The sequence below is a fragment of the Flavobacterium tagetis genome (assembly GCF_016735615.1).
Classification (GTDB): domain Bacteria; phylum Bacteroidota; class Bacteroidia; order Flavobacteriales; family Flavobacteriaceae; genus Flavobacterium; species Flavobacterium tagetis.
Genome location: NZ_JAERSF010000002.1, coordinates 309278 through 328328, shown reverse-complemented (window position 1 = coordinate 328328; position 19051 = coordinate 309278). Strand labels below are relative to the sequence as shown.

Here is a 19051-nt window from a genome sequence, read left to right as displayed (position 1 = left end):
AATGAGTAAAAAAGACTTTCATATTCTACATTACATTTCTAAAGAAGAAATTTTAAGAAAACTAAACGAATTAGGAAGTAAAAACCTAACCAAAACGGGGCATGGATTTTCGTCTTTTGGCGCAATTCCAATTATAAAATCGTCTCAAAAATCAACAATTGGCTTTTCGGCTAAATCGAAAGAAAAGCCTGCTATTGGATTAATTGATATTGTTCTTTCAGCAAATAGAAACTATAATAAAGTTGTGGAACCAAATATTAAAAGAATTGAAGAATCTTATCCCGATTTAAAGAATTTTACACAACTCAAAGAGCTAATGGCTAATTTAACTCAAAATGACTTTTACAACTTTTGGGGACACAAGGATGAGAAGAAGTATAAAACTCTCAAAAATATTCTAAAAAGCATCGATCAACTAAAAAAAGAAAATCCTTTAATTACTGATGACTTTGTTTTAATAAACGAATGGGGAACAAAAACCGACTTAATTAATTATAAAACTGATCCTATTGGCTCTCTGCCAAATATTGCAATTGCAACTTTTCAACATTTACGAATGGTATTTGGAATTGATACAATAAAACCTGACCAACGAGTTAAAGAAGTTTTAGATTATGAATTTGGATTAGAAAATTTATCAGATATAAATACAATAAAAGCGGTTGAACAAATTGCAGAAATTGCAAATTTAAAGGTAATAACTGTTGATCAAATTTTCGTTCAATATGGTTCAAGTTATTATAATCAATCCGCAAATAAGCTAACTATCAAACAAATTGCACATAATCTTTTAGAACTGGGCGTCGATATTAATGTAATTAGTAAAGCTACACTTTTAACAAAAAAACAAATTGAAAGAATAAAATAGACCACCTGCTAGCGTGAAAGTCTCAAAACATCAAAACGTTAACATCAACACAAAAAGATAGTTTTCTAAATAAAAAAATAACATGGAATTTAACACTGATATACTGAAAGCCGTATTTACTTCATTGTTTACATTATTAGCAGTCATTATTGGAAGTATACTTTCATATCACAATTCCTTTAAACTTTTTAAAAATCAAAAGAAATATGATAATAGAAGAATTGCGTACTCTCGTTTGCTCGCTTACAAATATATTTGGACTCAATCAATAATTTTCCATTTAGGAACACGATTTTCAGCAGAGTATTTCTATGCAAAATTTAATTTACTTTCCGACGAAAAAGATTTAGATCAATCTAATAAAGAATTTGACAGAGCAGCCAACTTGATGAGAGATACTTCTATTTATCAAAAAGAAATATTTGAAACTATTGGTTTAATTCAAACTTGCTACATAATAGATTCTGAAATAGATCAAGCTATAAATGAAATATTTGGAGCTGGAACAATTCAAATTCAACCATTCCCTAAAACACTTAAAAACCTTAATGAATTAAATCATTATCATGATGTAAATGGTAAAAAAATTCCAATGATGGCTGAAACCAAATATTTAACTAAAGTCGAAAAGCTATTGAAACTTCTAAAAGTGCAATTGGATTCTGAAAAATAGCTCGCGCTAGCAAAAAAGATAAACTCATCAGAAACAAACCTTCCATCCATTAAATCAGTATTTTAGTAATAAATTTATATATTTGATCAACACCAAAAATAAATTTACTATCTAAAACCACTATTAATGAAAGGACTTATCAAAATCGGCCGTTTATTTTACGGTATTGGCATCATTGCTCTGGGAGTACATCAGCTTATTATCAAAGATTTTCGATCTGAAATTTTATCTCCTTTTCCCGCTTGGGCGCATCAATATTCTGTTTTTTCTATCCTTACCGGAATCGTTTTAATATTGGCAGGAATTATTATTTCGGGAATCGTTACCATTAAATTTATCGATACCAAAAAAGTGTGTCTTTATTTGGGTTTTGCTTTTCTTACCGCTTTTATAGTTTCTCATCTTCCGTTTATTTTTGTTTTTAATACCGATAAAACCAACGCTACACAAATCTGGATCAATGCTATTGAGGAACTCACGTATAGCGGCGGAGCGTTTGTATTGGCAGGTTCCTATAGCGCGGACAAAAGCGAAAGTAAATTCGACAAATTTCTAGAAAAACTTATCCCTGTTGGGCGAATTTTCTATTCGTTTTTAATGCTTTTGTTTGGTTTAAGCCATTTTCTTTTTGCTGAGTTTGTGTCTACAATGGTTCCGAAATGGTTGCCAGGAACTATGTTTTGGACTTATTTTGTAGGCGTGGCGCTTATTTGTTCGGGCATTTCGATTATTTTTAAGCTTTGGATAAAACCTATTTCGCTTCTTTTGGCTTTAATGCTTTTACTTTTTGTACTTTTCTTCCATATTCAAGATGCTGTTGCAAACCCAACTGTAGGTGGCGGAAATGAAATTGTACGCGCTATTATCGCTTTACTTTTCTGCGGAATCGCATTGGTAATTGCATTAACAAATGATTCTAAAAAACAGGTTTTAGCAAGCTGAAATAATTTAGAAAAACTAAACTAAAAATTAACCCATGGAAAACTTCGACTGGACTTCTTTCACCAAAAAAATAGCTGTTAAAGCGCAACTCAGCGACATTTACAACGCTTGGACAATTGCGAATGAATTGGAAAAATGGTTTCTAGAAAAAGTATCTTTTTTTGATGCAAATCTAGAACCAATCGGCAAAGACCAAAATGTTTCGGAAGGAAATACTTATGAATGGCTTTGGTATTTGTATGATGATGCTATGAAAGGAAAAATCATTTCTGCCAACGGAAAAGACCAATTGCAGTTTACCTTTGAAGGAGCGTGTCTGGTAGATATAAAATTGAGCGAAACAAATGGTTACACGATTGTAGAACTTCGTCATCATAACATTCCAACAGATGATAATTCGAAACAATATATTAGACTGGGCTGTTCCAACGGTTGGCATTTTTATTTGACCAATCTAAAATCGGTTTACGAAGGCGGATTGGATTTGAGAAATAAAGATGAGAATCTGAATCCTATGATTAATAATTAACTAGATCGCTTAAAATGGATCTTGAACAGATAATAGCGGGTCGTATTATTCTGGAGTTTTTAGGAGCTTCAGCGAGATTTCTTGGTTACAATTTATGGACTCTTTCCAATGACAATGATTTCAGAACATTTTCAAGTTTCTGGTCACCAAGCGGAAGTAACCAGAAAAAAGATGATAACAGTAATCGAAATCATATGATTGGAGTTCTTTTCTTAGGCGGTTTTGTAATGTTGCTCATTATCTTTAATACCTAATTCAAAAACCATTCATTTAAAATGGGATATAATTTTTACAATACAGAAGAAGAGATTTTATATCTCAATAATTCTAGCGAATACGATACTTTGTCGGTTTTTAAATTCTGCGCAAATAATCTTCATAGAATAAACGAAAGAATTAAAAACGGAGAAACAATCAAAATCATTGAAAATCTTGGCAAAGAATATGCTAAAACATATATCATTGAAAACACTACAGATTTTAAAAAATGGGTAGAAAAAATATACAACGGAGGTTTTGAAGATTATCTGGAAACTGGAATGAAATAATGTATTTTTCCAAAATCACGCCACAACGCATTCCATATTTTTCTCTTCCATAATCTGCATATCGATTATTTTTTGAGCAACAGTTCCTCTCTCAAATAAACGAATGAATTTGAAAACGGCGCTCACAAAATATCCCGGATTCGAAACCAATCGGGCAATTTCGGTTATTCTTTTGTCTCTTAATTGCGTGCAGACTTCTCTTTCGTTTTCTGGAACAGCTACAAATTCGTTCGCAAATTTCCATGCGCCGTTTCTTGCCGTTTCCATACTGAAATCTATAAAGAAGTTGTCTACTTTGCCCGTAAATTTTAATATCCACGTAAGCGTTGGCCAAATTTTGATGAGGCATTTTTCGACACCGCCAACGAGATTGCTCAAAATGAAGTTTATCTTATCAAAATCGGCTTTTAAATCCTCGATATCTTCTACTGTAGAGACTTCTGCCGAAGCAATTCCTAAATCGAGATTAATATGTGCGTTAATTCCAAGAAGCAAATGCTGTAAAACTATTGGCCAGAAATTTTCGGCTTGTTCAAAAGCAAATGCCCAGCATTCAGACGGTTTTTCTTTGGCTTGATATTGATAATACGCTTTCAAGTATCGATTGGCAAAAATAACATCGAGTTTTTCCATTCGTTCGCCATTCTGAAAAGAACCGAACAGAATGCCTTCTTTTACTCTTACCGTAACTTCGCGATACAGAATAGCAAACAAACCTAAATTGCTCTGGTCTATTTTTGACTTTTCTATTATCTGATCCAATAACAGAATTACTTCGTCTATAGTTTCAGCTTGTTTCATACTCATTTATAATTGGTTATGATTAAATTGAGAAGAACGAATTTAGTTATTTTAACCGTTCATTGAACGGATTTTATCAACTGTCTATATTGAAAATCAAAACGAAAAACGGCTTATTTCGGTGCAAATCGATTATGATCGTATAGTTTTTTCTCTACGATATAATGCAAAATAAGATTCTTTGTCTGATCGGCCGTCAAATCCTGATTATAGTTTTTTGCAACTACTACTCCCAGTCTATTTTTTTCATCGTTTGAGAGATTTTCAAAATAAGAAAGTATTTCCTCTTTATTTTCAAGTTCGTTGATATCAAAACTTGGAATTGTTTCCTGAACAGCGATTTCTTTCTTTCTATCTGAAACGTTTATTTTCTCTACTTTTTCAGCTTTATTTTCCGAGAAAGTTTTAGCAGGAGAATAATTAACCGCAATTTTAGGTTCAGGCTCAGAAGGTAAATCTGCAGGATTCATTTTAGAAACTTCTTTTAAAATATATCCGAAAACTGCAACCAAAACTATTTTTGGCAAAAACGCAACAATATCGCTGTTAATGACTTTTGCCATTATAAGCGCCGAAATTATACCGTAAACGATAAAGGAAAAACCTAATATTTTAAAATAATCTTTCAAAACAATATCAATTTTTCTAAGACGGTTTCCTAAAATAATATCAATTACGATTAGCACTACACTCGATAACATTAGCAGTATGGCACTCGAAATAGAACTTGCTCCAAAAGAAAGCATTGCATTAAGATCGTCCGAAGAAAAATAAATTTTTAGCAACTTAAAGAAAACTACCCCTACAGAATAAACTCCTATTCCTAAAAAGATTAGAGAACCATTTATCAACGAATTTGCCTTTTTATATTGGAGTGTTTTATTCAAAAAAACTTTAAGCATAAAAAGAAGACCCATCCAGATTAAATTGCTGAAAACAGAAAATCCGTTGGCTGTAAGACCATGAAGCCAAGTTTGGTCGACATAAAAGAAGTCTTTGTAAACAGAAAAAATAAACATTAAACCAGCATATATAAATGCTATTAAGGCAGTAGTATTGTAAATTTTAGGCAAATTTGCCTTTGAGATAAAGTTGTTCATAGAAGGGTTAGTTTGTTAATTGGGATTGGTGGTTGTGCCGTCAAAAATATAAAAATATAATTACAAAATTTATTTAACATTTAACACATTTGAGTCTGTTTTTGGCAAAACTAATTTTATAAAAAAATCCCAAAAGAAAACTCTTTTGGGATTGTTACTAAACTTAAAACGAAACGGGATTGTACCTATTCTTCTACTTTTAAAATTTCTAATTTTAGATTTCCTTTTTTAGCAGGCCATTCAATAATATCGCCTTCTTTGTAGCCTACCATTGCAATTCCTTCATCTGAAAGAACCGAAATTTTGTTTTTACTCACTTTTGCTTTTTCTGGACCAACAAGAAGAATTGTTTTTTCTTCGTTATTACTGTGGTCTTTATATGTAACTTTTCGATCTATAGAAACTACATCTTCAGGCAGATTTTTACGCAATACCTGCGTGGCATGTTTTAGCTGGCCTAATAAAAGTTCTTCTTCCTGAACAGTTACTTTTTTTCTTCTTACGTGATCTTTAATTAAATCGTATGTTCCTGTGGTTAAAATTATATTTTGTGACATGACTTTCTTGTGTGTTTCATTTTTTCTAAGATATGACACAACTCTACAGTGAATAGCACGCAAAGCGGCATATTCAACGATATCATATCCTGAATAAATGAGATTAAATAATAAAAATTAAATGGTAAAATATCCCCTGCCTAGAGTTGTGACAGGGCAAAAGGAATAAACTCTTTTGAGCTTTTCAAGAAAGTATCGTCATGCAAATACAGCAATGTGCACATTAAGCACATTAGACAGCTATTTACTAAATAAAAATTTGCAGTGACCATTATGGTATTAATTGTAATATTTTTAGCAAGATAAGCTTATTTCTGACAATAAAAAAATTATAACTTTACCAATATGGTTTTACGTAAGGATTTTGATTTTAAACCATTTATTTTTGAAAAAACTCTTAAACTATCCGAAAAATAAATGAAACTAATAATCACCACATTACTTTTAATTTTAAAATTAAATTTGTTTGCACAGTCTAATCAGTTTGCTGGCGATTACACTCGTTCGCTTTCTTCCGAAAATCATAAAATTGAATATAAACTGACTTTAAATCAAGACGGAACATTTGAGTTTCATTCGTATTCTAACATACAAGGAGGAACTCCGCAAGAAAGCAATAAATACGGAAAAGGAAAATGGAGCGAAAAAGACAATCTGATTTCTTTTTCTTCTGATAAAAAAACAGATTTAGACCAAAAATATACATTAGATTTTAGCCATTCTACAGCGAGATTTATAACTAAAAATCCGAGAGATAAAAGCGATAAAATAGTGAAGACCAAGCTTCAATTTTTAGAATCGGAAATCTTATGGATGAGAAGAATTGATATTTTTAAAGTATAAATGAAATGAAAAAAATATTAGTTTTGATTTTTCTTCTTCTATCAATTGCTACATTTTCACAAACCAAAAAAGAGAATCCAATTGATGTTTTAGAATCAAAATGTCTTAATAAAGACAATATTTCTAATGCCGACATGTGCAATTGCACCATACAAGCTCGTGAATCTTGGGACAAAGAATTGAACAAATATTACAATTTACTAAAAACGAAACTCCCAAAAGAAGCTTTTGAAACTTTGAAGGAATCTCAAAAGCAATGGCTTGTTTATCGAGATAAAGAATATGGCTTTATTTCGAAATACTTTTACGAAGTAAAGCAAGGAACCATGTGGTATCCTGTTGCAAAAAACAAAAAGAAAGAAATTGTAAAAGCAAGAGCAGTCGAATTGGAGATATATTACAAAATGTTAGAATATTAAAAATATAGAAATGAATCATTCTCTTATAATTGTTTTAAAAAAATATACTCCAATCTTTTCTACCGTTTTCTTTTTCGTGAGTGCATTTTTGATGTTTTATGAAATATTCTATTTTTTATTGCTATTAGGTGTTTTATTCTTATTAATATCAATCTTAGCTCTTAATTTTTTAAATGACATTGACAAAACAGGAATCGAAATTTTTGGAAGAATCGTTGCTTACGACTCCGATGAGGAGGGGCATAAAACTCCCATAATTGAGTTTCAAACTTCTGACGGAAAGTTTTTTAAAGGAATTCCTCTTATTCATTCCTCATCAGACGTAGATAAATTTCGTTCGTATGAGGAAAATATAAATAAAAAAATAAAAATACTTTACAGTGCAGATTGTCCTGAAAATTTCATTATAAAAGGCAAAACTTATACCTTTTTTCTTAACCTCGTTGCTATTGTCGGCCTGGCACTTATAATTTGTTCAATTGCAAAACTTATAGGATATTTATAATCTTCTAAAATCATTTTTCGATTTTACAAGAACAACTTAGAATCTTAGAGCTTTTGTCCCTTTCCCATAAAATCCCTATTTTCGCTCTTTCAATAAGAAAAGGAAAAAATGAAGGTCTGTATTGCTGAGAAACCAAGTGTAGCACGTGAAATTGCATCTGTTTTAGGTGCCAATACCAAGCACGATGGCTATTACGAAGGTAATGGTTATGCTGTCACCTACACTTTTGGGCATTTATGCACCTTAAAAGAACCCAACGATTATAAACCGCACTGGAAAAGCTGGGATTTGAACAATCTGCCAATGCTTCCTGAAAAATTTGAAACCAAAGTCGTTCAGAATTCGGGAATCCAGAAACAGTTTAAAATCATTAAAAGCCTTTTCGAAAAAGCAGATGTTGTCATTAACTGCGGGGATGCTGGACAAGAAGGAGAACTCATTCAACGCTGGGTGATGAACGAAGCGCATTACAAAGGCGAAATTCAGCGTTTGTGGATTTCATCTCTTACCACAGAAGCTATTAAAGAAGGGTTCGAAAACCTAAAACCCTCTTCTAATTATGATAATTTATTCTACGCCGGATTTTCTAGAGCCATTGGAGATTGGCTTTTAGGAATGAATGCAACGCGTTTGTACACCGTAAAACATGGGGGCTACAAACAGGTTTTATCTATCGGCCGTGTGCAAACGCCAACACTGGCAATGGTTGTAGATCGTTTTAGAGAAATCGAAAACTTTAAACCTCAGCCCTATTGGGAATTGCAGACTTTGTACAGAGAAACGCTTTTTAGTTATGAAGAAGGCCGTTTTCTAAAGAAAGAAGACGGAGAAATTATAGCCGCGAAAGTTAAAGAAAGTGATTTCGAAATTGTTTCTGTAGATAAAAAGAATGGAAACGAATACGCTCCAAAGCTTTTTGACTTAACAGGTTTACAGGTATATTGCAATCAGAAATTCGGATTTTCGGCAGAAGAAACGCTGAAAATTGCACAGACTTTATACGAACAGAAAGTCATTACCTATCCCAGAGTAGACACGACTTTTTTACCTGGGGATATTTATCCGAAAGTGCCTGGAATTCTGCAGAAATTAACCAATTATGTCGAATTAACTCAGCCTCTTTTAGGGAAAAAAATCAAGAAATCGCCAAAGGTTTTCAACGACAAAAAAGTAACCGATCACCACGCGATTATTCCAACGGGAGTTCAGAACAATCTGCCGTTCAATCAACAACAGGTCTACGATATTATTACGAGACGTTTTATCGCCGTTTTTTATGATGATTGTTTGGTTGCCAACACAACCGTAATCGGAAAAGCTGCGGATGTGACTTTTAAAGCGACGGGAAAAGAAATCTTGAAAAAAGGTTTCCGCGTTGTTTTTGAAGATCCAAATGCAAAAGAAAAAGAACCCGATTTATTGCCGAGTTTTACTGTTGGCGAAAAAGGTCCGCATGAACCTTCTTTTCTTCAAAAAGAAACTAAACCACCCAATCAGTTTACAGAAGCGACTTTATTGCGTGCCATGGAAACCGCAGGAAAACAGGTTGACGATGAAGATTTACGCGAATTAATGAAAGAAAACGGAATCGGACGTCCATCAACTCGTGCAAATATTATTGAGACGCTTTTTAAGCGCCAGTACATTGTTCGAAATAAAAAACAGGTTCTACCAACTTTAACAGGAATTCAATTGATTGATACGATTCAGAATGAATTGGTGAAATCGGCTGAGCTTACGGGAACTTGGGAAAAGCAATTAAAAGATATTGAAAAGGGAACTTTTACTGCTGCTGCGTTTATCAGAAACATGAAGCGCATGGTGGAAGCTTTGGTATATGAAGTTCGAAGCGAAACCAAACATGCCAATATTTCGCATGCTGCAACAATCCAGAAACCAACCGTAAAAGCAGAAAAAGAGAAAAAGAAAGCTTCTGGAATTTCGGCAGAAAAATGTCCGAAATGTCAAAAAGGAAATATACTAAAAGGGAAATCGGCTTTTGGATGCAGCGAATACAAATCGGGTTGTGATTTTGTACTGCCTTTTGTTTTTCATGATAAAAAAATTACAGAAAGCCAGTATTTAAGATTGGTTCAAAAAGGTTCTACGGTAAATATAAAAGGCTTTAAAACCGATTCTGGAACTGTTGAGGGTTTAATTCGTTTTGAGGAAAATTACAAACTGAAATTAGAACCTAAGAAAACAGATAAAAAAGCCGAAACAAAAGAAAGTTCGGATGCTTTGACTTGTCCGAAATGCAAAAAAGGAACTATCCTAAAAGGCAAAACGGCTTATGGCTGTGCCGAATACAAATCGGGCTGTGATTTTAAAGTCACTTTTGAAGAAGTTCGTGCAAAATTAAAAGACCAAAAACCAACTAAGGAACTGGTTTATTCTATTTTGAGTGAAAGCGTTTGATTTTTTTTAGCCACGAATTCACGAATTTTTATTGATATACTGGATGTTTTATTTGTCGCGAATTCCACGAAAGCTTTAATTTATTTCACTCAGATTTGAGCAGATTATTACAGATTTTAAATATGTAAAATTCATCGCAAACCATCATTACTGCATTTAAATAAAAATTCGTGAATTCGTGGCTAAAAAAAATTTCATACTTTAGTAACATATTACCAAACCAAAATATCAAAAAAATATGCTTCAGAAAATTACTCTTTTAGCACTTGTATTAGCCGCAGTTTCCTGCCAGAAAAAAGAAACAGTAGAAAAAGACAAAATCAAAAAAGCCGATTGGCTAATCGGAAACTGGGAAAATACGTCTCCAGAAGGAGTTTTATCTGAAAACTGGCAAAAGTTAAACGACAGTACTTTCAGCGCTTCTTCTTATTTCATTAAAGGAAAAGACACTTTGCATTTTGAAACTATTGTTTTAGCACAGCTAGGCGAAACACTTACTTACAAAGCAACTGTAAAAGGGCAAAACGACGATAAACCGGTTTTCTTCCCTTCTACTTCTGAAACAGAACAAAAATTGGTTTTCGAAAATCCGAAACACGATTATCCACAAAAAATCACTTATACAAAAGGGGCAAATAATACTTTAACTGCAGAGATTTCTGGGAATTTGAATGGAAAACCGAGTTCTGAGAAGTTTGTGATGACTAAAAAATAATTATTTCTAAATGTGGTTTATTATACTTGTTTTTTCTTTTTTGGGGCTTATTATTTTAGTTAATGGTATCCTATATTTAAAGTATTCGTTTATTCCAAAATCCTTTATACCTCTTGAAAGCAAAATAATTCGCTTTGAAGAAAGGATAAGGTGGCGAGATGCTACGGGAAGCTCAAGCAATCCAGAAGTATCCAAAACGTATTATGCGCCAATTATAGAATATACTTTTAATGATGAAAAACATACCTATCAAGGGCAGATTCCGATAAGGTTTGCAACTTATAATTTCAATCGCAAAATAGTATTATACATCAATCCTAAAAAACCATCTGATGTCAGACATAAAATTAAATACCATTGGGAGTGAACTATGGAATGGCTTTAGCAAATACAATGAAACCCGAGCTTTTTTAATCGATTTAATTCAAAGCGGAATTACTTCTTTTATTTTTAAATACAATCGAATAGAACAATCAATGAACACCACTTTCGATTTTAGGTTTTATTGCATAGAAAATCAGGTTGAAAAAGAGCTATTTTACATTAATTGCAGATATACTAGAAAGACTTTAATTTCTTTCTTGCAAATCCTTAATCATATTAATGAAAACTATAAAATTGATTTAGTCAATGAATTCTCTAATGACGGTTATTTTTATGATAGTGAGAAACGAGAAATTGTGCGATATATTTATCCATAATTTTCAAAGAAAAAAGATCTAAATGTAAAAACCTTAGAACCTCAGCATCTTAGTCCCGATAGCTATCGGGATAGCAACTTAAAAAAATCACTCATTCTCCCCGATTTTATTCACCATAAAAATCATCAGAATACCTAGAAGCGCCATAATAAGAAACGCCCATTTCATGCTTAGATATTCAGAGATAAAACCAACCATTGGCGGAACCAATAAAAATCCTAAATAACCAATTGTAGATATTGAAGTTAAGGCAGAACCGCTGCTTAATTTTGAAGATCTTCCGGCAATACTAAAAACTAACGGAACTACGCAAGAAACTCCAAATCCGATTAAAACGTAACCAAAAATAGTAGGATAAGCATACGGCAAAATAAAGCAAAGTCCGAAACCAGCTGTGATTAAGATTCCGCTATAAAGCAGGATTTTTTTAGTTCCAAATTTCATTACGCCATAATCGCCAAAAATGCGTCCTAAAGTTACCGCCGAAGCAAAAAACACAAACGCGGCACTGGTTAATTTTGGAGAAGCTTTTAGGATATTTTCGAAATAAATTCCGCTCCAATCATACATCGTATTTTCGCAAGCCATTGACACAAAACAGATCATGGCAAATTTTATCAGATTTTTTTCTGGCATTGAGAAGAACTTCTTCTTTACTGGAACAGGTTCGTTGTGAATACTCATTGGGTAAAAACAAGCCGTCAGTGCCAACATAAAAATACTCACTCCCAATAAATGATGTGATGGTGCAATTTTCTGTGTCACCATTACATAACCTAATCCCGCACCCGAGAAAACGGCAATACTCCAAACCGCATGAAAACGCGTAATAATAGATTTTGGATATAGTTTCTGCACTTCAAGAGATTGTGCATTTATAGATAAATTGAAAATATTACGGGAAGCTCCGAAGAATAAAAGTATGATGACCAACTGCCAAACAAATGCTGCTAAACCTGGCAAAGACAATGCAACATTAAACATTACCGCTCCAAGCAGCATGATATAACGGCTGCTGTATTTATTTAACAGTTTTCCTGTAAAAGGCATTGTTAACATTAAACCGATTGGAAAAGCAAATAAAACAGCTCCGAATTCGGCTTCAGAGAGTTTCAGTTGGGCTTGTATATGTGGGATTCTCGAAACCCAAGAAGAATAGCCAAAACCAGAAAGAAAGAAAAAAACGGTATTGGCAATACGATATCCTCGAGGCGTATTTTGAATCTTTTTAAAGAATGGTAAAATCATGAAGTCATTTTTCAGACTGCAAAATTAAACCTTTTTAAAGTTTATCACACTACAACTTTAAACAAGAATTCTGATTAATTGCTATAAAATCAACATTTAACAATTTCAATACTAAATGATAAAAAAATAAAATTGTTAAAGTTATTTTAATTTCTACATTTGCATTGTTTTTATTTATTCTAAATAAAATTAATTATAAACCAATTTAAAATAATAATGAATTACCTCAGTTTGAAAACTACGCGTTTTCTATTTTCTATCAGTTTTTTATTTTCGTTTTTATCTGCCTTTGCACAAAACCACGGAAAAATTAAAGGAACTATTACTACCTCAGACGGCGATGCTGCTGCCGGTGTAAATATTATTCTTAAAAATACTAAATACGGCACCGTTTCTAATGATGATGGCAGTTTTGATTTTAACAGAGTAAAACCCAGCACCTATATTATACAGGTATCTCTATCGGGCTATGAAACTCTTGAAAGAGAAATAATTGTTACTGAATATGAAACTATTACCACTAATTTACAATTAAAGGTTTCTAATAAGGAATTGAATGAAGTGGTTGTAAATGGCAAAAAAAGCAATTTATCAAAAAAGACCGATTATGTTGCCAGAATGCCACTAAAGAACCTTGAAAATCCTCAGGTTTACAATGTTATTCACAAAGAACTATTACAAGAGCAAATTGCGGTAGACATAAGAAGCGCGGTTCAAAATGCTACGGGCGCAATCTCAAAAATATATCCTTCGGGCGGACTTGAGATTAGTTTTAGAGGTTTCAGTACCGGTGTCAACGCACGAAACGGTATGGAAACTCTTTCAGGACGAAGCTCAATCTCAATTGATAATGCCGAGCGAATCGAGGTGCTAAAAGGCCCTTCTGGAACTTTGTTTGGCTCTTCTGTTTCTTCTTTTGGAGGGGTTGTAAATTTGGTTACCAAAAAACCTTTTGAAACTAGCAAAACAGAGATATCTTATACAGGAGGAAGCTTTGGACTACAGCGCGTTGCGGTAGATTTTAATATGCCTTTGACTCAGAACAAAAAGGTTTTGTTTAGAATGAACGCTTCGGCAAATACAGAAAATAGCTTCTTAAATTATGGCTTTAATAAAACAGTCTTATTTGCGCCAAGCATTATTTATAAAGCAACCGACAGATTAACACTGAGTCTAGACACAGAGATTTTTAATACCAATAATACCCGTCCTACTTACGGGCGCTCTTATGCAGCAGGACTTACCAACCCAACAGATCTAAAAGTAGATTACAGAACGAGTTTATTTGCAGATGATCTTGATGCTAAAACGACTTCTCCTAAAATATTTGCTCAAGCAGAATATAAAATTTCTGATAACTGGAAATCTACAACATTGTTCTCACTAGTAGACGAACGTGTCGATCATAGTTATCAATACTACACTTCATGGAAATCGCCAACAGAAGTTCAAAGAATGGTATCGCGTTTTGGGCCAATTCATAATAACTTCACGAATTTTCAAGAAAATATTAATGGCGAATTTTCTACAGGAAGCATTAAACATAAACTCTTAGCAGGTATTAATTACAGATTTACAAAAGGAACATTTAAATATGCTACAACACTGGTATTAGATGAAATTGATGTAACGACAGATTTCCAACCAATTCGAAAAAGCGATGTAGATCCAAAATTGAAAGAAATGCAATTTGGTGTTCCAAATGAACAGACTTTCAGTGTTTATGCATCAGATGTAGTTAGTTTTACAGATCGTTTGTCTGCAATGATAAGTCTTCGTCTGGATAATTTTGTTCAGAAAAAAATCGAAGATTCAGAGGGCTACAACCAAACTGCTTTGTCTCCAAAATTAGGTTTGGTTTATGAATTGGTTAAAGAACAAGTTTCCTTATTTGGAAATTACATGAATGGCTTCCAAAATGCTGGACCTGTAAATCAGCCAGACGGATCAATATTAATTTTAAAGCCAATTTATGCTAATCAATATGAAGGCGGTGTAAAAGTAGAAGCATTCAATAAAAAATTAAGTACAACAATTAGCTACTACAACATTACAATTGATAATGCTACAAGAACAAATCCTGATGGATATAATATTCAGGACGGAAAACAAGTAAGTAAAGGAATTGATTTTGAATTTATTGCCAATCCAATAAACGGCTTAAACCTAACGGCTGGTTATGCTTATAATGACAATCGTATCGTTAAATCGTCCGATCCTTCCATTGAAGGCAACAAGGCTAGCGGTGCACCAGAAAATGTTGTCAATTTTTGGGTTTCGTATAAATTTCAAAACACACTAAAGAATTTAGGGTTTGGTTTTGGAGGAAACTATGTAGACAAACAGTATAAATTTGAAGATGAAAGTTTTTATGCTCCTTCTTATTCAATTTATAGTGCAACTGTATTTTATGACAGACCAGTATGGAGACTTGGTGTTAAATTTAACAACCTGACAAATACAAAGTATTGGGATTCTTATGGAATGGCTCAAACTCCTGCAAACTTCTTAGTTAACTTAACAATAAGAATTTAATTTTCTACGCCAGATAAAGCCATTCGAAAACGAATGGCTTTATCTTTTAAAGAATAAAAAATCAAGCATTTATAGTTTACAAAAACATTCGCTCTTTCGTTGTTCAAGAAATTATAATTTATATTTTTGCCCTGTTTTAATTTATTCTAAATAAAAAACAAACCAAAAAAAAGAAATACCATGAATTATTCAAATGTCAGCAATAAACAGCTTCTTATGAAAATCTGTTTATTGCTATTTTTTAGCTGTACTATTTTTGCACAGCAAAACTCAGGGAAAATTAAAGGATTAATAACAACTTCAGATGGCGAACTTGCCGTTGGAGTTAATATCATCCTAAAAAATTCAAAATACGGCACCGTCAGCAACGAAGATGGCACTTTTGAATTTAATCGTGTTAAACCAAGCACTTACACTTTACAAGTTACATTAACAGGATACGAAACGCTAGAACAGCAGGTAAATGTTACTTCTAATGAAACAACAAATCTCAATTTACAGTTGACTGTTTCAAATAAACAATTGAAAGAAGTTATTATTAGCAATAACAAAAAAGCTTTCCCGAAACAAAGTACCTATGTTTCGAAAATGCCTCTTAAAAATGTCGAAAATCCTCAGGTTTACAATATCGTTTCATCTGAATTGATGAAAGAACAGGCCATAACCAATTATGAAGACGCTTTGAAAAATGTTCCTGGAATTCAAAAATTATGGGAATCTACAGGGCGCGGCGGTGATGGAGGTTCTTATTACTCCCTTCGCGGATTTGAAGTTCAGGCTAATATCGTAAATGGTTTACCTGGCGTAACCAGCGGAACATTGGATCCTGCAAATATCGAAAGAATTGAGGTCATTAAAGGGCCTTCTGGAACTTTGTTTGGAAGCAGTTTGGTAAGTTATGGCGGATTAATTAATACCGTAACCAAAAAACCATACAACGGTTTTGGAGGCGAAATATCATATCTTGCCGGCAGTTTTGGTTTAAACAGAGTGACAGCCGATTTCAATACTCCGTTAGACGATAACAATGATGTTCTTTTTAGAATTAATGCGGCATATCAGACTGAAAACAGTTTTCAGGATGCAGGATTCCGCACTTCTATTTTTGTCGCTCCTTCCCTTTCTTACAAGGTAAACGACAAACTATCTTTCCTTATTAATACCGAATTTATGGCAGAAGAAAAAACAACGCCTTCGATGCTGTTTTTAGGAAGAGATGCACCATTACAATTTAAAGATTTAGCCGATTTAAATTATAATACCGATTTGTCTTTTTACAGCAACGATCTTGCGATGAAAAATCCGAGATTCAATTTACAAGGACAAATGACTTATAAGATTTCTGAGCAGTGGACATCACAAACGGTTCTTTCAAGAACCTCTTCAAAATCAAAAGGGTATTATTCTTATATTTATGATAATGAAGATGGAAACCGCGATTTTGGTTTTTGGATTACAAAAGAAAATTCGCAAACTGCAACTACAGATATTCAGCAAAATTTTATTGGAGATTTCAAGATCGGAAACATGAGAAATCGTCTAGTAGTTGGTTTAGATTACTATGCTAGAAATCAGATTTTTGGAGGCTCTGGTTATGGAAAATTGTACAATATTACCGCTCAAGGCGAAGTAAGACAGCTTGACGACCAGAATCCTTACAATCTGTCTCAAACTTCTGTCGATCAATTATTGGCCGGAGAAGCAGGTCCAAATTATAATTCTAAAGATGCAACTTACAGTGCTTATGCTTCAGATGTATTGAATATTACTGAAACGTTTTTAGCGATGGCAAGTTTAAGAGTAGATTATTTTGATACAGAAGGTAATATCAAAACGAGTGACGATAATTATAATCAAACCGCATTATCTCCAAAATTTGGATTGGTTTATCAGCCTATTAAAGATCAATTATCTGTGTTTGCCAATTATATGAACGGATTCAGAAATATTGCTCCAACTGCTATTTATGATACTAATGGAGATTTTATCCGATCTCAAACTTTTGAACCAGAACACGCTAATCAGTTAGAAGCTGGAATTAAAGCCGACTTATTCTCAAATAAATTAACCGCTACAATGAGTTATTATGACATAAATGTAGCCAATTTAGTAACGAGCAACCCAATGTATAGTGCGCAAGGCGGCGAATCAAGAAGCAAGGGTTTCGAATTTGACCTTAATGCATCTCCATTAAAAGGTCTAAGCATTATTGCTGGATATAGCTATAATGACAGCAAAATTACCAAAGGAGATGAAAACAATGTTTGGTTAGATCAAGGCAAAAGACCTTTTTGGGCTGGTCCTAAAAACTTAATCAATCTTTGGGCAACTTATAAATTTGATGAAGGCTCGTTGGAAAATTTCGGTCTTGGTTTTGGAGGGAATTATGCTAGCGATAATGCTATTCTTGACAGCGAGGTAACAGGAAAATTTATTCTTCCTGAATATACCGTAATCAATGGATCGGTTTTTTATAATACAAGTAAATTCCGCGTAAGCTTAAATGTAAATAATATAACAAATAAAGATTATTTCAACGGAGGATGGTCTACGGTAAATCCGCAAAAACCTAGAAATGTTGTAGCAAGTTTTGCTTACAAATTCTAAATAAAATTTAAATCACAAAAAAGCCTCGAAATCCAGAGAATATAATTGGTTTCGAGGTTTTTTTTTTATGTCTTTTATTTTTAATTATTCTAAATAAGACTTATATTTGTAAAAAATATCATTCTAATAATTTAAACTTGATCTTATGAAATCAAATACTTTAAAAACACTAAGCTTTTTATTTCTAATGCTTTTTGCTGCACCTCAGCTTTTTGCCCATGCCCTTTGGATCGAAACTAAAGCAACTGGCACAAAAGGAAAAGCTCAGGAAATTTCTGTTTATTTTGGAGAGTTCTCTGATAACGATATTACAAAAGCTGACAAATGGTTTTCTGACTTAAAAGATTTCTCTTTGGTTGTCATTTCTCCTTCAAAAAAAGAAATTAAATTAACGTCTAAAGCTTTAGACAATAAATACCAAGCTTTCTTTACACCAGATGAAGAGGGAGTTTATACCATCGTAATGCACCACACAGTAAAAGATGTTTACGGGACTATGAAACTAGATTACAACTCTAGTGCAAATGTTGTCGTTGGAAATAAAACTGCAGGAAACAATATTACATCTAACACCAACAAAATTGCTGTCTTCTCAGAAAATGCAGATGTTGCAAAAAAAGATACTAAAATCACTGGAGTAGCTTCTTATGATGGTGCTATCGCAAAAGAAACAAAAATTAAGGTAATTGCTCCAAACGGATGGGAAAAAGAATTATGGACAAACGATAAAGGAGAATTCTCTTTTACACCAATCTGGTCTGGAAACTATATGGTAGAATATGCTCATACAGACAAATCATCTGGTGAACATAACGGAAAAAAATACGACGAAATCTGGAAAATGGCTACATACCAAATTGCAGTAAAATAATATCCGAAAGTTTCATTCTTAGGAGTTTAATTTCAATTTTAAAACCTTGCTCAGCGGCAAGGTTTTTTTTGTTGCTATTTATACTAAATTAAAATAATATTAGAAAATTCTTAAGCAAATCTTAAGAAAACAATAAGCAAGGTTTAAGTAAGAAAACGCTCTGTAAATTTC

General features: G+C 33.0%; 20 protein-coding genes. 16 read left to right on the top strand and 4 right to left on the bottom strand.

Annotated features, from left to right (window positions below):
- Position 1: 1 nt before the first annotated feature.
- From JI750_RS08790 to JI750_RS08765, 6 genes are all read left to right on the top strand, one after another.
- Entirely contained in the window at positions 2 to 868 is an 867-nt protein-coding gene (locus JI750_RS08790; protein WP_202000453.1) for a hypothetical protein, read from the top strand.
- An 82-nt stretch (positions 869 to 950) separates the two neighbouring features.
- Complete coding sequence (locus tag JI750_RS08785) at positions 951 to 1541, top strand: hypothetical protein (RefSeq protein ID WP_202000451.1); 591 nt, start codon at positions 951 to 953, stop codon at positions 1539 to 1541.
- A gap of 126 nt (positions 1542 to 1667) precedes the next feature.
- Positions 1668 to 2483 carry a DoxX family membrane protein gene (locus tag JI750_RS08780; RefSeq protein ID WP_202000449.1) on the top strand — a complete coding sequence of 272 codons (816 nt, stop codon included), beginning with the start codon at positions 1668 to 1670 and terminating at the stop codon, positions 2481 to 2483.
- Between the two features lie 34 nt (positions 2484 to 2517).
- Positions 2518 to 3012, top strand: coding sequence for an SRPBCC family protein (locus JI750_RS08775; protein WP_202000447.1), 495 nt, complete (start codon positions 2518 to 2520; stop codon positions 3010 to 3012).
- A gap of 14 nt (positions 3013 to 3026) precedes the next feature.
- Complete coding sequence (locus tag JI750_RS08770) at positions 3027 to 3266, top strand: hypothetical protein (protein ID WP_202000445.1); 240 nt, start codon at positions 3027 to 3029, stop codon at positions 3264 to 3266.
- A 21-nt stretch (positions 3267 to 3287) separates the two neighbouring features.
- A complete protein-coding gene (locus tag JI750_RS08765; protein WP_202000442.1) occupies positions 3288 to 3560 on the top strand; it encodes a hypothetical protein in 273 nt (90 codons plus the stop codon).
- Between the two features lie 15 nt (positions 3561 to 3575).
- On the opposite strand, the gene JI750_RS08760 is transcribed toward JI750_RS08765, so the two are convergent.
- From JI750_RS08760 to JI750_RS08750, 3 genes are all read right to left on the bottom strand, one after another.
- Positions 3576 to 4367, bottom strand: a complete 792-nt coding sequence (locus JI750_RS08760; protein ID WP_202000439.1) for a DUF5995 family protein — start codon at positions 4365 to 4367, stop codon at positions 3576 to 3578.
- A 107-nt stretch (positions 4368 to 4474) separates the two neighbouring features.
- Positions 4475 to 5461: a hypothetical protein gene (locus tag JI750_RS08755; RefSeq protein ID WP_202000436.1), complete on the bottom strand. Its 987-nt coding sequence runs from the start codon at positions 5459 to 5461 to the stop codon at positions 4475 to 4477.
- Positions 5462 to 5646: 185 nt separating this feature from the next.
- Positions 5647 to 6018, bottom strand: a complete 372-nt coding sequence (locus JI750_RS08750) for a GreA/GreB family elongation factor (protein WP_111377976.1) — start codon at positions 6016 to 6018, stop codon at positions 5647 to 5649.
- A 417-nt stretch (positions 6019 to 6435) separates the two neighbouring features.
- Here JI750_RS08750 and JI750_RS08745 point away from each other — a divergent pair, with 417 nt between their 5' ends.
- From JI750_RS08745 to JI750_RS08715, 7 genes are all read left to right on the top strand, one after another.
- Positions 6436 to 6861 carry a copper resistance protein NlpE N-terminal domain-containing protein gene (locus tag JI750_RS08745; RefSeq protein WP_202000433.1) on the top strand — a complete coding sequence of 142 codons (426 nt, stop codon included), beginning with the start codon at positions 6436 to 6438 and terminating at the stop codon, positions 6859 to 6861.
- A gap of 5 nt (positions 6862 to 6866) precedes the next feature.
- Complete coding sequence (locus tag JI750_RS08740; protein ID WP_202000430.1) at positions 6867 to 7280, top strand: lysozyme inhibitor LprI family protein; 414 nt, start codon at positions 6867 to 6869, stop codon at positions 7278 to 7280.
- A 10-nt stretch (positions 7281 to 7290) separates the two neighbouring features.
- Positions 7291 to 7785, top strand: coding sequence for a hypothetical protein (locus JI750_RS08735; protein WP_202000427.1), 495 nt, complete (start codon positions 7291 to 7293; stop codon positions 7783 to 7785).
- Between the two features lie 108 nt (positions 7786 to 7893).
- Positions 7894 to 10203: a type IA DNA topoisomerase gene (locus tag JI750_RS08730; protein ID WP_202000424.1), complete on the top strand. Its 2310-nt coding sequence runs from the start codon at positions 7894 to 7896 to the stop codon at positions 10201 to 10203.
- 238 nt (positions 10204 to 10441) lie between these two features.
- Positions 10442 to 10918, top strand: coding sequence for a DUF6265 family protein (locus JI750_RS08725; protein WP_202000421.1), 477 nt, complete (start codon positions 10442 to 10444; stop codon positions 10916 to 10918).
- Between the two features lie 10 nt (positions 10919 to 10928).
- Positions 10929 to 11285 carry a DUF3592 domain-containing protein gene (locus tag JI750_RS08720; RefSeq protein ID WP_202000418.1) on the top strand — a complete coding sequence of 119 codons (357 nt, stop codon included), beginning with the start codon at positions 10929 to 10931 and terminating at the stop codon, positions 11283 to 11285.
- Positions 11251 to 11619 carry a hypothetical protein gene (locus JI750_RS08715; RefSeq protein WP_202000416.1) on the top strand — a complete coding sequence of 123 codons (369 nt, stop codon included), beginning with the start codon at positions 11251 to 11253 and terminating at the stop codon, positions 11617 to 11619. The genes JI750_RS08720 and JI750_RS08715 overlap by 35 nt, the downstream gene beginning before the upstream one ends.
- A gap of 87 nt (positions 11620 to 11706) precedes the next feature.
- Here the strand turns inward: JI750_RS08715 and JI750_RS08710 are convergent, their stop codons facing one another.
- Positions 11707 to 12867, bottom strand: a complete 1161-nt coding sequence (locus tag JI750_RS08710) for an MFS transporter (RefSeq protein WP_202000413.1) — start codon at positions 12865 to 12867, stop codon at positions 11707 to 11709.
- Between the two features lie 216 nt (positions 12868 to 13083).
- Here JI750_RS08710 and JI750_RS08705 point away from each other — a divergent pair, with 216 nt between their 5' ends.
- The 3 genes from JI750_RS08705 (at position 13084) to JI750_RS08695 (ending at position 18880) form a co-directional block, all read left to right on the top strand.
- Positions 13084 to 15402 (top strand): TonB-dependent receptor, encoded by a 2319-nt coding sequence (locus JI750_RS08705; protein WP_202000411.1) that lies wholly within the window; start codon positions 13084 to 13086, stop codon positions 15400 to 15402.
- A 180-nt stretch (positions 15403 to 15582) separates the two neighbouring features.
- Complete coding sequence (locus JI750_RS08700) at positions 15583 to 18009, top strand: TonB-dependent receptor (RefSeq protein WP_202000409.1); 2427 nt, start codon at positions 15583 to 15585, stop codon at positions 18007 to 18009.
- 145 nt (positions 18010 to 18154) lie between these two features.
- A complete protein-coding gene (locus JI750_RS08695) occupies positions 18155 to 18880 on the top strand; it encodes a DUF4198 domain-containing protein (protein WP_202000407.1) in 726 nt (241 codons plus the stop codon).
- Positions 18881 to 19051: the final 171 nt, after the last annotated feature.

Bases quoted from the DNA above. Each gene is read 5' to 3' on its own strand.
- JI750_RS08790 (WP_202000453.1), top strand. From the start codon at position 2: ATGAGTAAAAAAGACTTTCATATTCTACATTACATTTCTAAAGAAGAA.
- JI750_RS08785 (WP_202000451.1), top strand. From the start codon at position 951: ATGGAATTTAACACTGATATACTGAAAGCCGTATTTACTTCATTGTTT.
- JI750_RS08780 (WP_202000449.1), top strand. From the start codon at position 1,668: ATGAAAGGACTTATCAAAATCGGCCGTTTATTTTACGGTATTGGCATC.
- JI750_RS08775 (WP_202000447.1), top strand. From the start codon at position 2,518: ATGGAAAACTTCGACTGGACTTCTTTCACCAAAAAAATAGCTGTTAAA.
- JI750_RS08770 (WP_202000445.1), top strand. From the start codon at position 3,027: ATGGATCTTGAACAGATAATAGCGGGTCGTATTATTCTGGAGTTTTTA.
- JI750_RS08765 (WP_202000442.1), top strand. From the start codon at position 3,288: ATGGGATATAATTTTTACAATACAGAAGAAGAGATTTTATATCTCAAT.
- JI750_RS08760 (WP_202000439.1), bottom strand. From the start codon at position 4,367: ATGAGTATGAAACAAGCTGAAACTATAGACGAAGTAATTCTGTTATTG.
- JI750_RS08755 (WP_202000436.1), bottom strand. From the start codon at position 5,461: ATGAACAACTTTATCTCAAAGGCAAATTTGCCTAAAATTTACAATACT.
- JI750_RS08750 (WP_111377976.1), bottom strand. From the start codon at position 6,018: ATGTCACAAAATATAATTTTAACCACAGGAACATACGATTTAATTAAA.
- JI750_RS08745 (WP_202000433.1), top strand. From the start codon at position 6,436: ATGAAACTAATAATCACCACATTACTTTTAATTTTAAAATTAAATTTG.
- JI750_RS08740 (WP_202000430.1), top strand. From the start codon at position 6,867: ATGAAAAAAATATTAGTTTTGATTTTTCTTCTTCTATCAATTGCTACA.
- JI750_RS08735 (WP_202000427.1), top strand. From the start codon at position 7,291: ATGAATCATTCTCTTATAATTGTTTTAAAAAAATATACTCCAATCTTT.
- JI750_RS08730 (WP_202000424.1), top strand. From the start codon at position 7,894: ATGAAGGTCTGTATTGCTGAGAAACCAAGTGTAGCACGTGAAATTGCA.
- JI750_RS08725 (WP_202000421.1), top strand. From the start codon at position 10,442: ATGCTTCAGAAAATTACTCTTTTAGCACTTGTATTAGCCGCAGTTTCC.
- JI750_RS08720 (WP_202000418.1), top strand. From the start codon at position 10,929: ATGTGGTTTATTATACTTGTTTTTTCTTTTTTGGGGCTTATTATTTTA.
- JI750_RS08715 (WP_202000416.1), top strand. From the start codon at position 11,251: ATGTCAGACATAAAATTAAATACCATTGGGAGTGAACTATGGAATGGC.
- JI750_RS08710 (WP_202000413.1), bottom strand. From the start codon at position 12,867: ATGATTTTACCATTCTTTAAAAAGATTCAAAATACGCCTCGAGGATAT.
- JI750_RS08705 (WP_202000411.1), top strand. From the start codon at position 13,084: ATGAATTACCTCAGTTTGAAAACTACGCGTTTTCTATTTTCTATCAGT.
- JI750_RS08700 (WP_202000409.1), top strand. From the start codon at position 15,583: ATGAATTATTCAAATGTCAGCAATAAACAGCTTCTTATGAAAATCTGT.
- JI750_RS08695 (WP_202000407.1), top strand. From the start codon at position 18,155: ATGAAATCAAATACTTTAAAAACACTAAGCTTTTTATTTCTAATGCTT.